Below are 13427 nucleotides of genomic sequence, written 5' to 3'. Positions count from 1 at the left end.
TGAGGAGTGATCACATCATGCCGTCGTCAACGCTGTTCGGCCGGTTCAGCGCCACCGTGGCCCGCCACCCCGATCTGACCGCGCTGGACGTCCAGGAACGCGCACTCACGTACACCGAGCTCGACCGGGTCGTCGGGCTGCTGGCCGATCTCATGGCCGAGACGCACGGGGCCGCCCCGACCCGGGTGGGCCTGATGGCCTCACGCAGTCTCGCCGCCTACGCCGGCTACCTGGCCGCACTGCGGCTCGGGGCCGCGGTCGTCCCGATGAGCCCGAAGGTCCCGCAGGCCCGCAATCTGGAGGTCGTCCGGGCGACCGGGCTGGACTTCGTGCTGGCCGACGAGGGCGGCTCGACCGCGGCCGCCGAGCTGGCCCGGGAACACGAACTGTCCACCCTGACGCTCACCGATGTCCTGGCCGCCGAGCTCCGCGAGTCCGTGACGGTCCCGGCCCGCCCCGCCGCCGAGACGGGCGAGGACAGCATCGCGTACATCATGTTCACCTCCGGCTCGACCGGACGCCCGCGCGGCGTGCCCGTCAAGCACCGCAACATCCTGAGCATGGTGGACTGGAAGATCGAGCGGTACTCTTTCGGGCCCGGCAGCCGGTTCTCCCAGACCAGCGAGCTGACGTTCGACTGTTCGGTCGACGAGATCTTCGTCGCCTGGGTGTCGGGGGGCGCCCTGATCGTGCCGCAGCGCGGCGACATCGTGCGGCCCGTCGACTACGTGAACCGCAAACAGCTCACCCACTGGTTCTCCGTGCCGTCGGTCACGGGCATCGCCGGACGGACGGGCTCCCTGCCGCCAGGCTCCACCCCGTCCTTGACCTGTGTCCTTTTCGGCGGCGAGCGCTTGATGCCCGAGCACGCCGAACTGTGGGCTCTCGCCGCACCGCACAGCGAGGTGCACAACACCTACGGCCCCACCGAGTTGTCGGTGATGTGCGCGTCCACGCCGGTGGCGAAGAACGGCGAGGTGCGTCAACCCGCCTCGGACGGTGCCATGCCCATCGGCCGGGTGCTGCCCCACCTCGAACACGTCGTGCTGGAGGACGGCCTGCCCGCCGGAACGGGCGAGCTGTGTGTCCGGGGACGGCAGCGCTTCGACGGCTATGTCGACCCCGCCGACAACATCGGCCGCTTCCTGGAGTGGGAACCGGGGGAGGCCGCCGTGGTGTACGACGGCAGCGCTCCGCTGACGGACCGCCACTGGTACCGCACGGGTGACCGGGTCAGAGAGGAGAACGGCGAGCTGGTCTTCGTCGGCCGGCTCGACGACCAGATCAAGATCCGCGGACACCGGGTCGAGCTCGGCGACATCGAGTCCGCGCTCCGCTCCCACCCCGAGATCCGCGAGGCCGCGGTCGTGACGTTCCAGACGGAGCTGGGCCTGAGCCTCGCGGCCTACTACACGGGCCAGGAGATCCCGGCGAAGGATCTCACGGAGTTCATCCGGCGCAGGCTCCCGCTGTACATGCTGCCCAACCGCTTCGCGCACCAGGACGCACTGCCGCTCAACGCGAACGGGAAGATCGACCGCAAGAACCTTGCGGGCCGGCCCCGGTAATTCCACGGAGGATTTCACCATGATTGTCTGCGGCCTCAAGCTCACCCACGACGGCGCGGTCGCGCTGCTGGACGGCGACCGACTGGTCTTCAGCGTCGAGATCGAGAAACTGGAGAACAACCCCCGCTACAGCGAGGTGTCCGACCTCGACGTCGTACCGAAGCTGCTCTCGGACTTCGGCTACCAGCTCTCGGATGTGGACGAGTGGGTGATCGACGGCTGGGACGGGTCGGTCCAGGGCCGGACCGCCCTCGCCGACCACGGGAAGCCGGTCGAGCTCGTCCTGGCCCCCTACCGCGAGGCCGAGCTGACCAGCAACCTTCTGCAGCCCGGCCACCGCGGCGAATTCTCCGTCGGCGCAGTGGAGTTGAGCTACACCAGCTACGTCCATGCCACCGGCCACCTGGCCGGCGCGTACGCCTCCAGTCCCTTCGCGGCGGAGCGTCAGCCTTCCTTCGTCCTGGTCTGGGACGGCGGCATGTTCCCCCGGCTGTACTTCGTGGACCCCGAACGGGGGGTCGAGAACGGCGGCGAGGCGTTTCCCCTCATCGGGCACGCCTACGCGACGGCGGCACACCACTTCGGCCCGTTCCGGCGCACCGATGACTCGAAGACCGTCGACGATCTCTCGGTCGCCGGAAAGCTCATGGCGTACATCGCCCTGGGGAAGGTCGTTCCGGACATCGTCGACGCCCTCACGGCCGCGTTCCACGAGTGCTTCGAGGCGGACACCCCGGCCGTCGAGGAGTACCGGGCAACGATCGGCGGCTGGGGCAGCAACTCCGAGCCCTCGCTGGACTACGTCCACGCCTTCTACCGCAACGTGGCTGCCCGGCTCGACGGAAGGGGCCACGCGGACGAGGACGTGCTCGCCTCCCTGCACCAGTTCTTGGAGGACCTGCTGCTGGAGCGGGTCGTCGCCAAGGTCCTCGCATGGAAGGGCGAAGGGCCATGGAACCTCTGCTTCGTCGGCGGTTGCGCTCTCAACATCAAGTGGAACAGCGCCCTGCGGGCCGACCCGGTGTTCGGCGCCGTCTGGGTGCCGCCCTTCCCGAACGACTCGGGTTCTGCCATCGGTGCGGCCGCGGCCCGGCTGATGGCCGTCGAGGGGATCAAGGGGATCGACTGGCACCCCCGCAGCGGGCCCGCCGTGGTCGAGTCGCAGCCCCTGCCCGGCTGGACGGCCACGCCCTGCGGCCCCGAGGAGCTGGCCCGGGTCCTGCACGAGACCGGCGAGCCGGTCGTCGTCCTGAACGGGCGCGCGGAGCTCGGCCCCCGGGCACTCGGCGGCCGGAGCATTCTCGCGGCGGCCTCCTCCCCCGCCATGAAGGACCTGCTCAACGAGGTGAAGGGCCGGGAGAGTTACCGCCCGGTGGCGCCGATCTGCCTGACCGAGCACGCCCCGGCGATCTTCGATCCTGGTACACCGGACCCGCACATGCTCTTCGACCATCTGGTCCGTGAGGAGTGGACGGACCGGATTCCCGCCGTTCTGCACTTGGACGGCACGGCACGTCTGCAGACAGTCAGCCGCGAGGACGACCCGGTGCTCGAGGCGGTTCTGCGTGAGTACCACCGGCTGAGCGGGATCCCGGTCCTGTGCAACACCAGCGCCAACCACAACGGGCGGGGCTTCTTCCCCGACGTCGCCTCGGTGATGGCGTGGGGTCGTGTCGGCCGGGTGTGGAGCGAGAACACCTTGTACGTGGCCGGCGGCAGCGACAGCTGACCCGCCCAGCGGTGCGGCGGGGCGGGGGGCGGAGTTCTCTCCGCCCCCGCCCCTCCCACCCCTCTCGCCCTACCGGGCGTCCCACGTCGGTACGTCCTGGATCTCCAGGACGGCACAGTTCCAGCTGAAGCCGATACCGCTGCCCGCCAGCATCACCCGGTCGCCGACGCCGAGCCGGCCGGTCTCCACCAGGTGGTTGAGGCCGCCGAACTGGTCACCTGCCCCGATGTGCCCGACCTGCCGACCCCAGTCCCAGGTGGTGCGGGCCTCGTCGATACCGAAGGCGTCCAGATAGTCCCACTGCATCAGCGCCTGGCCGACGTTCGGGAAGACGAACCGGGAGATCTGGTCGAGTTCCAGCTCCGCGTCGTCCAAGGCCGACTTCACGACGTTCAGCAGGCCCGTGCTCGACCTCAGCGCGACCTCGGCGAGCCCGACCCGTTCCATGTACTCGTTCTTGCGGGTCCTCAGGTCCAGCGGAAGGTCCGCGCCGTGACTCGCATCGGTGAAGGGCCCCCGGTACATCTCCTCCAGGGTCGAATCCGAGTCCATCGCTGTCGAGAGGACCTTGGCGAATCCCGATCCACGGGAAACGACGGCGGCCGAGGCACCGTCACCGAGCACGATCCACTTGTCGCTGTTGTAGCGGTCGTAGGTGGGTGCGCAGAACTTGTCCGCGGTGGTGACCAACGCCGCACCGCTCTCGTGAGCGGCCAGGAAGGAAAGCGCGAGGACGAGGCCGGCCAGACCGCCGTTCGAGGCCTGCTTCAGCTCGATGGCGGGGGCCCGGCCGCCGGTGGTCTGCTGCTGGATGTAGGAGGCCGGGGTCCAGTGGTCGACTCCCTGGTGGTAGAAGTTCGCGTGCAGAAGGAGCGCGATCTCCTCCGCACGGCTGCCCGCCCGCCCCAGCGCGACCCGGGCCGCGCTCACCGCCATGTCGGCCGCCGACTCGTCCGTCGCGACGCTCACGGACAGGTAGCCGTTCTTCTCCTGCTCCTGCGCGTCGTACCTGCCTTCGGCCACCGCGTCCGCCGTACTGTCCCTGCCGGGAAGGCAGATTCCGGTCGACGCTATGTACATCTCGTTCCAGCGCATGAGTTCTGACAACTTCCTTACGCGTAACGGCAACAGGATCAAAGATCCGAAAGGAACTCTGATGATCATCTGACACCGCCGCGCCACGATCAAGAGCCGCCCGGGGCGGGCAGCGAGACCTCATGCACCGGGCAGGCACCCACGGCACGCTCTGTCGTGCACCATCGCGCACCCCCTGTCGCAGCGGCCGCCGGCCACCGGCAAGTCGAGCCCGGTGCCGACGGCGGTGTCGTCGGCACCGGGCGTGCGCTCCCGGTGGACGGCCCGGAAGGCGTCGCGCACCCCCGGGACCGTCCGGTCGCCGTGAACCTTCACGCCGTCGCCGAGCAGCTTCCCCGCCTCGTCGGCCTCGGCGGCGACGCGGTGGTGGACGACACCTGGCCGTCGACCCGCGTCTGATCTCCCCGGCGGCCGGCTCCTTCGGCTGCGACGCCCCGGACGCCGACTGCAAAGAATGCTCCCGGGAGAACAGGAAAGTCACCCCAGGAAGCTCAACCGAACCTGACGGTTGGCATTGTCCCGATTCGTGTCCACGAGGCAGACCGACTGCCACGTCCCCAGCTCCAGGCTTCCGTCCACCACCGGCAGGGTCGCGTGCGGCGGGACGATGGCCGGGAGGACGTGGTCACGGCCATGGCCGGGGCTGCCGTGCCTGTGCTGCCAGCGGTCGTCCGCGGGAAGCAGGGAGTGCAGCGTGGTGAGGAGGTCGTCGTCGCTGCCGGCGCCCGTCTCGATGATGGCGATTCCGGCGGTGGCGTGGGGGACGAAGACGTTCAGGAGACCGTCGCGGCCCGCCGCGACCTCGCGGAGGAAGGCCTCGCAGTCGCGGGTGAGATCGACGACCGTCTCCGACGTACCGGAGGAGATGTTCAGGACCTGCGTGTTGAAGGCATCGGACATGCCTCAATCCTCTCCCATGCGCCGGATTCCGCACACGATCGAGGCCTCCGCGAGGTGGTGCGGTACCCGTGCCGCGCCACGGACGTCACGGGCGGCGCAGGCTCTCGCACCCGGTGCCGCCGGGACCTCACCGGGGCCCGGGGCGACGGCGTGGTCGGCCCGTCGCGAGCGGTCCCCGCCGCGGGGTCGTCGCGTGGCTCACAGTGCGGCGTCCGACGGGAAGATCCCGGAACCCGGTCCGGTTGGTAGAAGCGTGAACGACACCGGGGTCAGCGTGCGTGAGGTCGATGTGGTCGTCATCGGCGCCGGTCAGGCCGGTCTGGCGGCCGCCTACCACCTGAGGCGCACCGGCTTCGAGCCCGAGCGCGACTTCGTCGTGCTCGACCACGCGCCGCACCCCGGCGGAGCCTGGCAGTTCCGCTGGCCGTCGCTGACGTACGGCAAGGTGCACGGGATGCACTCCCTGCCCGGCATGGACCTCACGGGCGCCGACCCCGCCCGCCCGTCCTCCGAGGTCGTCTCGGAGTACTTCGACGCCTACGAGCGCGCCTTCGGCCTGCGGGTACGCAGGCCGGTCGATGTCAGGGCGGTCCGGGAGGGCGCCGGTGGACGGCTGCTCGTGGAGACCAGCGAGGGTACGTGGGCGACCCGGACGCTGATCAACGCGACGGGCACCTGGGACCGCCCGTTCTGGCCTCGCTATCCGGGTCAGGAGACCTTCCGCGGGCGGCAGTTGCACACGGCGCGGTATCCGGGCCCGGAATGGTTCGCCGGGCGGCGCGTGGTCGTCGTGGGCGGCGGCGCCTCGGGCACCCAGCACCTGATGGAGATCGCCGCCCACGCGGCCGGGACCACCTGGGTCACCCGGCGCCCCCCGGTCTTCCGCGAGGGCCCCTTCACCGAGGAGTTCGGCCGGGCCGCCGTCGCGCTCGTCGAGGAGCGGGTCCGCCAGGGGCTTCCGCCCCGGAGCGTGGTCTCGGTCACCGGGCTGCCGCTGAACGACGCGATCCGGCAGGCGCTGGCCGACGGTGTACTGGACCGGCGGCCGATGTTCGAACGGATCACCCCGGACGGCGTGGAGTGGGCGGACGGGCGGCGCGTGGACGCCGACGTGATTCTCTGGGCGACGGGTTTCCGGGCCGCCATCGACCATCTGGCCCCGCTGCGGCTGCGCGAGAGGGGTGGAGGCATCCGCGTGGAGGGGACGCGCGCGGTCGCCGATCCGCGGATCCACCTGGTCGGCTACGGGCCGTCGGCGAGCACCATCGGCGCCAACCGGGCCGGGCGGGCCGCCGTACGGGACATCAGGCGACTGCTGGCGGACGCTCCGGTCGCCGTGTGATGCCCCGCACAGGGCCACTCAGCTCGTGGGAATGACCGTGGACGTGACCTCGGGAGAAGCCACCGGAGGAGCCGTGGGAGAGGCCACTGGAGACACGGTGGGAGGGGCCGAGGGAGCGAGCGCGGGAGAGGCCGACGGAGGAATCGTGGGCAAGGCCGACGGAGGCACCGTGGGCAAGGCCGTTCGCGAAGCCGTTGGCGAGGCCGCGGGGGACGCGCTCCGGTGGTTCCGGTCGAACTCGGCCACGTCGCGCTGGTGTTCCTCGTAACTGGCCGTGAAGCGGGTGTCGCCCGGCTTGACCGTGACGAAGTACAGCCAGTCGCCCGGGGGCGGGTTGATCGCGACCTTCATCGCGTCCTCACCGGGGTTGGCGATCGGCGTGGGAGGCAGGCCCATGCGCCGATAGGAGTTGTACGGGCTGTTGAGCCTCGTGTCGGCCTGGCTGGCACTCAGGGTGGAGCGGTTCAGCGCGTAGTTGATGGTGGAGTCCATCTGCAACGGCATCCCGCGCTCCAGGCGGTTGTGGATGACCCGGGCCACCTTGCCCATGTCCGCCTTGGTCGCAGCCTCCGCCTGCACGATGCTCGCGATGGTGACCGCCTGGTAGACGTTCATCGCGTTGCGCTGGGCGCCCGCGGCGATCGGGGCTCCGTCGAACTTCTTGTTCGCGGTGTCGACCATGATCGTCAGCATCGACTCCGGAGTCGACTTCTCGCCGATCGGATACGTCGCCGGGAAGAGATAGCCCTCAGGATTGCCCCGGGCGTCGTTCGGCAGCTTGATGTTGGCTTTGGCCAGGGACTTCCTGGTGGTCCCGGCGGGTACCCGGAGAGCCTTGTCGACAGCCGCGTAGACCTGTCCGGAGCGCCAGCCCTCCGGAATGACGAGCGACGTCGGGCGCGCATCACCGTTCCCGATGCTCAGCAGCGGTACCGCCACGGCGGTGGCCGCCACGACGGCTCCGGTCGCGATGAGGGCGGCCCGGCCCCGGCGCGTCAGTCGAATCGTGCTCCGTGGCGGAGTGTTCATCTGCATAACGGGCACGGTAGCCCTCTAATGCCCGCAAACCCGGCATATCGTCATCTTGTCGGCTCCAATTGGGCGTCCCGGTGGACGAGCGCGGCGTAGCGCCCCTCCTGGGCCAGCAGTTCCTCGTGCGTGCCGCGCTCGACCGCGTGGCCCGAGTCGAGGACGAGGATCTGGTCCGCGCTACGGATCGTGGACAGCCGGTGCGCGATGGTGAGCGTGGTGCGGTCGGCCGACAGGGCGTCGATCGCCTCCTGGACGGCGTGCTCCGTACGCGTGTCCAGTGCGCTGGTCGCCTCGTCGAGGATCAGCACGGGCGGATCGCGCAGGATCGTGCGGGCGATGGCGAGGCGCTGCTTCTCGCCGCCGGAGAACCGGTGGCCGCGCTCGCCGACGACCGTGTCGTACCCGTCGGGCAGCGACGCGATGTGGTCGTGGATCTGAGCCGCCCGGGCGGCCGCGTGCAGTTCCTCGTCGGTGGCGTCCGGCTTGGCGAAGCGCAGGTTCTCGGCGACCGAGGCATGGAAGAGGTACGTCTCCTGCGAGACCACGCCGATCGCGCGCGCGAGGGTGTCGAAGTCGAGGTCACGGACGTCGACCCCGTCGAGCGTCACGCGCCCGCCAGTGACGTCGTACAGCCGTGGCACCAGATAGCTGAGCGTGGACTTGCCGGAGCCGGTCGGTCCGACGACGGCGAGGCTGCCGCCGGCCGGGACGGTGATGTCGATGCCGTCGAGGATCGGGGTGCCCTTGTCGTCGTAGCGGAACTCGACGTCCTCGAAGCGGATCTCGCCCTTGACCTGGTCGAGGTGGACGGGGCTTTCGGGCTCGGTGATGTCGATGGGCAGGTCGAGGTACTCGAAGATGCGCTGGAACAGCGCGAGCGAGGTCTGGATCTGCACACCGGTGGACAGCAGGCTGACCGTCGGCCGGAACAGTCCCTGCTGGAGCGAGACGAAGGCGACGAGCGTGCCGATCGATATCGAGGGGCCGCCGAGTTGGAGGGCGACGCCCGCGGTCCAGTAGATGACGGCGGGCATGGCGGCCATGACGATGCCGATGACGGACATGCGCCAGCGTCCCGCCATGTTCGACCTCACCTCGAGGTCGACGAGGCCCTCGGACTCCTCCGCGAACGACTTCGTCAGTGAGTCGGCCCGGCCCATGGTGCGCCCGAGCAGGATGCCGCTGACGGAGAGCGATTCGGTGACGGTGGCGGCCATCGCCGCCATCTGCTTCTGACGCTGGGTGGTGATCTTCTTGCGTTCGTTGCCGACGCGGCGGCTGATCCACACGAACGCCGGCAGCAGGAGCAGCGAGACGAGGGTCAGCCGCCAGTCCAGGGCCACCATCGCGACGATGGTGGCGACCACACTGGTGAGGTTGGAGACCAGTGAGGTGGCGGTGGAGGTGACGGTCGCCTGCATGCCGCCGATGTCGTTGGCGATGCGGGACTGGACCTCTCCCGTGCGCGTCCGGGTGAAGAAGGCGAGCGACATGTGCTGCAGGCGGCCGTAGACCGCCGTGCGCAGATCGTGCATGACGCGCTGGCCGACGGTCGTGGAGATCAGGGTCTGCAGGACGCCGAAGACGCCGCTCAGGACGGCGCTCAGGATCATGCCGAGCGCGAGCAGGGTCAGCAGACCCGTACGCCCTTCGGGGATCGCGGTGTCCAGGATCGCCTTCAGCAGGAAGGGCGTGGCGACGCCCACGAGGGACGCGGCGCCCACCAGGACGCCGACGATCGCGAGGCGGCCGCGGTAGGGCCGGAAGAGGCTCAGGATGCGGCGCACCTGCCGCGGCTGTTCCTTGTCGACGGGTGGCGGGCTCCAGGCCGGCTGGTCGGGGCGCAATGGGCTCCTAGGAAAATGGGACGACTGGGACATCGGTGAGGATCCGACGACTGACGGAGCCTAGCTCATTGTTACCTATACTCACAATGAACGGCATCCTGATATTGTTCCCGTATGACCACCCCCGATGCCGACGGCCTGCTCGCCGAGCAGCTGCTGCGTCTGACGCGCCGCGTGCACCGCATCCAGAAGCGCCATCTGGAGCAGCGCGAGCTGGGCATCACCCCCGCGCAGTCACGGCTGCTGCGCACGCTCGCGCACTACAGCTCACCGCCCCGGATGGCCGATCTCGCGGAGCGCCTCGAAGTGGTGCCGCGGGCCGTGACCACGCTGGTCGACGGCCTGGAGGCGAACGGCAAGGTGCGCCGGGCACCCGATCCCACCAACCGCAGGGTGATCCGGATCGAGGTCACGGACGAGGGTCGCGAGGCGCTGAGGGAGCTGCGCGGCGCGCGGCGCGGCGCCGCGGAGGAGATCCTGGCTCCATTGACGGACGAGCAGCGCAAGGTACTCGGCGGGCTGCTGGACACCTTGGTGGACGGCATGCCGAGGGCGGAGTACCGCTGCTGAGACGGCTCGGGGCGGAACGCCGCGACCGAGTCGGCTCGGCGCGGAACGCCGCCGCCTGGACGGCTCTGGGCGGTGCAACGCTTTGCCGTGGGCTCGGCGCGGTGTATGCCGCCGAAGCGATTCGGGGCGGACACCGCCGCCGGCCGGTTGAGCGCGGCGCACCTCCGCCGTCCAGCAGCCGGCCGGCGGGCCTCGGTCTGCCGCCGCCGGTCGCCTGCGGCAGGCAGCCGACCGGGCAGCGCTGCTCGGTGACCCCGTGAGGAGTGGTGCGCGATGCCCCTGCTGGAGCCCGACCCCGACGCACTGCGGCCCGACAGGCGTCCCGGGGCCCCCGCGGCCGACCGGGTACCCGAGGACCGGGCCGGGGGCACCCCCGAGCCGTTGCGCGGTGACCTGACCGCCCTGCTCGGAGCAGACAAGGTACTGACCGGGATCTCCGACCTCGTGCGGTACGCCTCCGACGCGAGCCCATACCGCTTCGTGCCGCGGGTCGTCGTGGTCCCCGAGGACATCGACGACGTCTCGGCCGTGCTCTCGTACGCGCACGGCAAGGGCCGCGAGGTGGTGTTCCGCGCGGCCGGGACCTCGCTCAACGGCCAGGCGCAGGGCGAGGACATCCTCGTCGACGTGCGTCGGCACTGGACGGGGGTGGAGGTCCTGGACGGCGGCGCCCGGATCCGGATCGCTCCGGGCACGACCGTCGCCCGCGCCAACGCGGCGCTCGCCCGGCACGGGCGCGTGCTCGGTCCCGATCCGGCCAGCGCGATCGCCTGCACGGTCGGCGGCGTGGTCGCGAACAACGCGTCCGGCATGACGGCGGGCACCACGCGCAACGCGTACGTCACCCTCGCCTCGCTCACGTTCGTGCTGCCGACCGGCACGGTCGTGAACACGGCGGAACCGGACGCCGACGAGCGCCTGGCGCACGCGGAACCGGCCCTGTGCGCCGGGCTCATGGAGCTCAAGGCGGAGATCGAGTCGGACGCCGCGCTGGTCGACCGCATCCGCGCCAAGTACGCCATCAAGAACACCGACGGCTACCGTCTGGACGCCTTCCTCGACGGTGCGACACCCGTCGAGATCCTGCGGGGCCTGATGGTCGGCTCGGAGGGCACCTTCGGCTTCATCTCGGAGGTCGTCTTCGACACCCTGCCCCTGGACCGCCGGGTCTCCGCCGCGCTGCTGTTCTTCGGCTCACTCCCGGCCGCGGCAGCCGCCGTGCCCCTGTTCACCGCCGCGGGCGCCTCGGCCGTCGAGCTGATGGACGGCAACACCCTGCGCGCCTCGGTGAGCGTCGAGGGCGTGCCCGGGGACTGGGCCGGGCTGCCGGGCCCGACGACCGCGCTGCTCGTGGAGTTCCGCGCTCCCGACGAGGCCGCGCAGGAGGCCTACGAGGAGAAGGCCAGCGCGGTGCTGGACGGGCTGCCCCTGGTGTCGCCCGTGCCCTCGGTGACGAACTCCCTCACCCGCGATCAGCGGACCGTCGCCGGCTACTGGAAGGCCCGCAAGGCGTTCGTCACGGCGGTCGGCAGCGCGCGTCCGTCGGGCACCACTCTGATCACGGAGGACTTCGCGGTGCCGCCCGAGCGGCTCGCCGAGGCCTGCGAGGGGCTGCTGGAACTCCAGACCCGGCACGGCTTCGACGCCGCCGTCGCGGGCCACGCCGCCCACGGCAATCTGCACTTCCTGCTGGCCTTCGACGCGTCCAGGGCCGCCGACGTGGAGCGGTACGCCGCCTTCATGGACGCGTTCTGCCGGCTCACCGTCGAACGCTTCGACGGCTCACTGAAGGCGGAACACGCCACCGGACGCAACATCGCGCCCTTCCTGGAGCTCGAATGGGGACCCAGGGCAACGGAGTTGATGTGGCGCACGAAACGGCTGATCGATCCGGACGGAGTGCTCGCACCACGGATCGTGCTCGACCGCGACCCGCGCGCGCACGTGCGGGGCCTGAAGACCATTCCGCGGGTCGAGGCGATCGCCGACCCCTGCATCGAATGCGGCTTCTGCGAACCGACCTGTCCCAGCCAGGACGTGACGACCACGCCGCGCCAACGGATCGTGCTGCGACGGGAGATGATGCGCCAGCCCGGCGGCTCCCCGGTCGAGAAGGGGCTCTTGGAAGCGTACGGATACGACGCCGTGGACACCTGCGCGGGCGACTCGACCTGCAAGCTCGCCTGCCCGGTCGGCATCGACACGGGCGCTTTGATGAAGGAGTTCCGGCACGCGCGGCACTCGCCGCGCGAGGAGAAGGCGGCCGCGCTGGCCGCGCGGCACTTCCGCGCGCTCGAAGGCTCCGCGCGGCTGGCCGTCGCCGTCCTGGACCGGATCGGCGACCGGCGGGTGAACGCCGTGACGCGCGCGGTACGCAAGGCCGTTCGCCCCGATCTCGTGCCCGAGTGGCTGCCGCGGATGCCGGGAGCCGCCGACTCCGCGATGCCCGACACCGCGCGCGTGGGGGCGGTCGCCGTCTACTACCCGGCCTGCGTCAACCGCATCTTCGGCGGCCCCGGCGACGTGTCGCTCGCGCAGGCCGTCGTCGCGGTCTCCGCACGCGCGGGAAAGCCGGTATGGATCCCGGACGATGTGCCGGGGACGTGCTGCGCGACGATCTGGCACTCCAAGGGGTACGACGCGGGCAACGCCGTGATGGCCAACCGCATCGTCGAGGCGGCCTGGGGCTGGACCGCCGGCGGCAGACTGCCGCTCGTCGTGGACGCCTCGTCCTGCACGCTCGGCATCGCGCGGGAGGTCGTCCCGTATCTGACCGCCGACAACCGGGAGTTGCATGCCGGGCTGCTGGTCGTCGACTCGCTCGTGTGGGCCGCGGAGGAGCTTCTCCCCCACCTCACGGTGCACCGTACCCTCGGCTCCGCCGTGCTTCACCCGACCTGCTCCATGCGGCACTTGGACGACGAGGCACAGTTGCGCGCGGTGGCCGAGGCGTGCGCCGACGAGGTGGTGGTGCCGGACGACGCAGGGTGCTGCGCGTTCGCGGGCGACCGCGGCATGCTCCACAGGGAACTCACCGAGTCGGCCACCCGCAAGGAGGCGGCGTTCGTGGCCTCCCGCGACTTCGACGCGCATCTGTCGGCCAACCGCATGTGCGAGGTGGGCATGGAACACGCGACGGGGCGCGGCTACCACTCCGCCCTGCTGGCGCTGGAGCACGCGACCCGCCCCGGCGTCCGGCGGGCCGACCGGTCCTGATGTGGACCTGTCGGCCCGCCGGAAGCTGTGGCGAGGCCGTCGTCCGCCTCTCGTCCTCGCCCCGGACGGCGGTGAGGCGCGCGGCCCGCCGGCGCGAGCGGCCGAGGTCCGCGACGTTCCGCACACCG

9 protein-coding genes and 1 pseudogene are annotated in these 13427 nt (G+C 70.8%); 6 read left to right on the top strand and 4 right to left on the bottom strand.

Annotated elements, in window-relative coordinates:
- Positions 1-17: 17 nt before the first annotated feature.
- Both ACFYW8_RS22160 and ACFYW8_RS22155 read left to right on the top strand, forming a co-directional pair.
- Positions 18-1568 (top strand): amino acid adenylation domain-containing protein, encoded by a 1551-nt coding sequence (locus ACFYW8_RS22160; protein ID WP_389078356.1) that lies wholly within the window; start codon positions 18-20, stop codon positions 1566-1568.
- A gap of 19 nt (positions 1569-1587) precedes the next feature.
- A complete protein-coding gene (locus tag ACFYW8_RS22155) occupies positions 1588-3297 on the top strand; it encodes a carbamoyltransferase N-terminal domain-containing protein (protein ID WP_389078353.1) in 1710 nt (569 codons plus the stop codon).
- A 69-nt stretch (positions 3298-3366) separates the two neighbouring features.
- Here ACFYW8_RS22155 and ACFYW8_RS22150 read toward each other — a convergent pair whose 3' ends face one another.
- On the bottom strand, positions 3367-4392 hold the full coding sequence (locus ACFYW8_RS22150) for a ketoacyl-ACP synthase III family protein (protein ID WP_389078349.1): 1026 nt from the start codon (positions 4390-4392) through the stop codon (positions 3367-3369).
- Positions 4393-4548: 156 nt separating this feature from the next.
- Between ACFYW8_RS22150 and ACFYW8_RS22145 the strand changes: the two genes are divergently transcribed.
- On the top strand, positions 4549-4791 hold the full coding sequence (locus ACFYW8_RS22145; protein WP_389078346.1) for a hypothetical protein: 243 nt from the start codon (positions 4549-4551) through the stop codon (positions 4789-4791).
- Positions 4792-4869: 78 nt separating this feature from the next.
- Here ACFYW8_RS22145 and ACFYW8_RS22140 read toward each other — a convergent pair whose 3' ends face one another.
- Positions 4870-5292, bottom strand: a complete 423-nt coding sequence (locus ACFYW8_RS22140) for a secondary thiamine-phosphate synthase enzyme YjbQ (protein WP_365870326.1) — start codon at positions 5290-5292, stop codon at positions 4870-4872.
- A gap of 253 nt (positions 5293-5545) precedes the next feature.
- Here ACFYW8_RS22140 and ACFYW8_RS22135 point away from each other — a divergent pair, with 253 nt between their 5' ends.
- Entirely contained in the window at positions 5546-6634 is a 1089-nt protein-coding gene (locus tag ACFYW8_RS22135) for an NAD(P)-binding domain-containing protein (RefSeq protein WP_389078340.1), read from the top strand.
- Positions 6635-6832: 198 nt separating this feature from the next.
- On the opposite strand, the pseudogene mltG reads toward ACFYW8_RS22135, so the two are convergent.
- Positions 6833-7669: pseudogene (mltG, locus tag ACFYW8_RS22130) on the bottom strand (endolytic transglycosylase MltG); the annotation flags it as partial.
- Between the two features lie 44 nt (positions 7670-7713).
- Positions 7714-9513, bottom strand: a complete 1800-nt coding sequence (locus ACFYW8_RS22125) for an ABC transporter ATP-binding protein (protein ID WP_389078337.1) — start codon at positions 9511-9513, stop codon at positions 7714-7716.
- A gap of 114 nt (positions 9514-9627) precedes the next feature.
- On the opposite strand from ACFYW8_RS22125, the gene ACFYW8_RS22120 reads away from it, so the two are divergent.
- Positions 9628-10083: a MarR family winged helix-turn-helix transcriptional regulator gene (locus ACFYW8_RS22120; RefSeq protein ID WP_389078332.1), complete on the top strand. Its 456-nt coding sequence runs from the start codon at positions 9628-9630 to the stop codon at positions 10081-10083.
- Between the two features lie 273 nt (positions 10084-10356).
- A complete protein-coding gene (locus tag ACFYW8_RS22115) occupies positions 10357-13299 on the top strand; it encodes an FAD-binding and (Fe-S)-binding domain-containing protein (RefSeq protein ID WP_389078329.1) in 2943 nt (980 codons plus the stop codon).
- Positions 13300-13427 lie beyond the last annotated feature (128 nt).

It is taken from the genome of Streptomyces sp. NPDC002742, from assembly GCF_042888885.1.
Taxonomy (GTDB): domain Bacteria; phylum Actinomycetota; class Actinomycetes; order Streptomycetales; family Streptomycetaceae; genus Streptomyces.
Note: the sequence above shows the minus strand (reverse complement) of the source record. Positions and strands in the feature narration are given on the sequence as shown.

Excerpts from the sequence above, each read along its gene's own strand:
- ACFYW8_RS22160 (WP_389078356.1), top strand. The coding sequence starts at position 18 with ATGCCGTCGTCAACGCTGTTCGGCCGGTTCAGCGCCACCGTGGCCCGC.
- ACFYW8_RS22155 (WP_389078353.1), top strand. The coding sequence starts at position 1,588 with ATGATTGTCTGCGGCCTCAAGCTCACCCACGACGGCGCGGTCGCGCTG.
- ACFYW8_RS22150 (WP_389078349.1), bottom strand. The coding sequence starts at position 4,392 with ATGCGCTGGAACGAGATGTACATAGCGTCGACCGGAATCTGCCTTCCC.
- ACFYW8_RS22140 (WP_365870326.1), bottom strand. The coding sequence starts at position 5,292 with ATGTCCGATGCCTTCAACACGCAGGTCCTGAACATCTCCTCCGGTACG.
- ACFYW8_RS22120 (WP_389078332.1), top strand. The coding sequence starts at position 9,628 with ATGACCACCCCCGATGCCGACGGCCTGCTCGCCGAGCAGCTGCTGCGT.
- ACFYW8_RS22115 (WP_389078329.1), top strand. The coding sequence starts at position 10,357 with ATGCCCCTGCTGGAGCCCGACCCCGACGCACTGCGGCCCGACAGGCGT.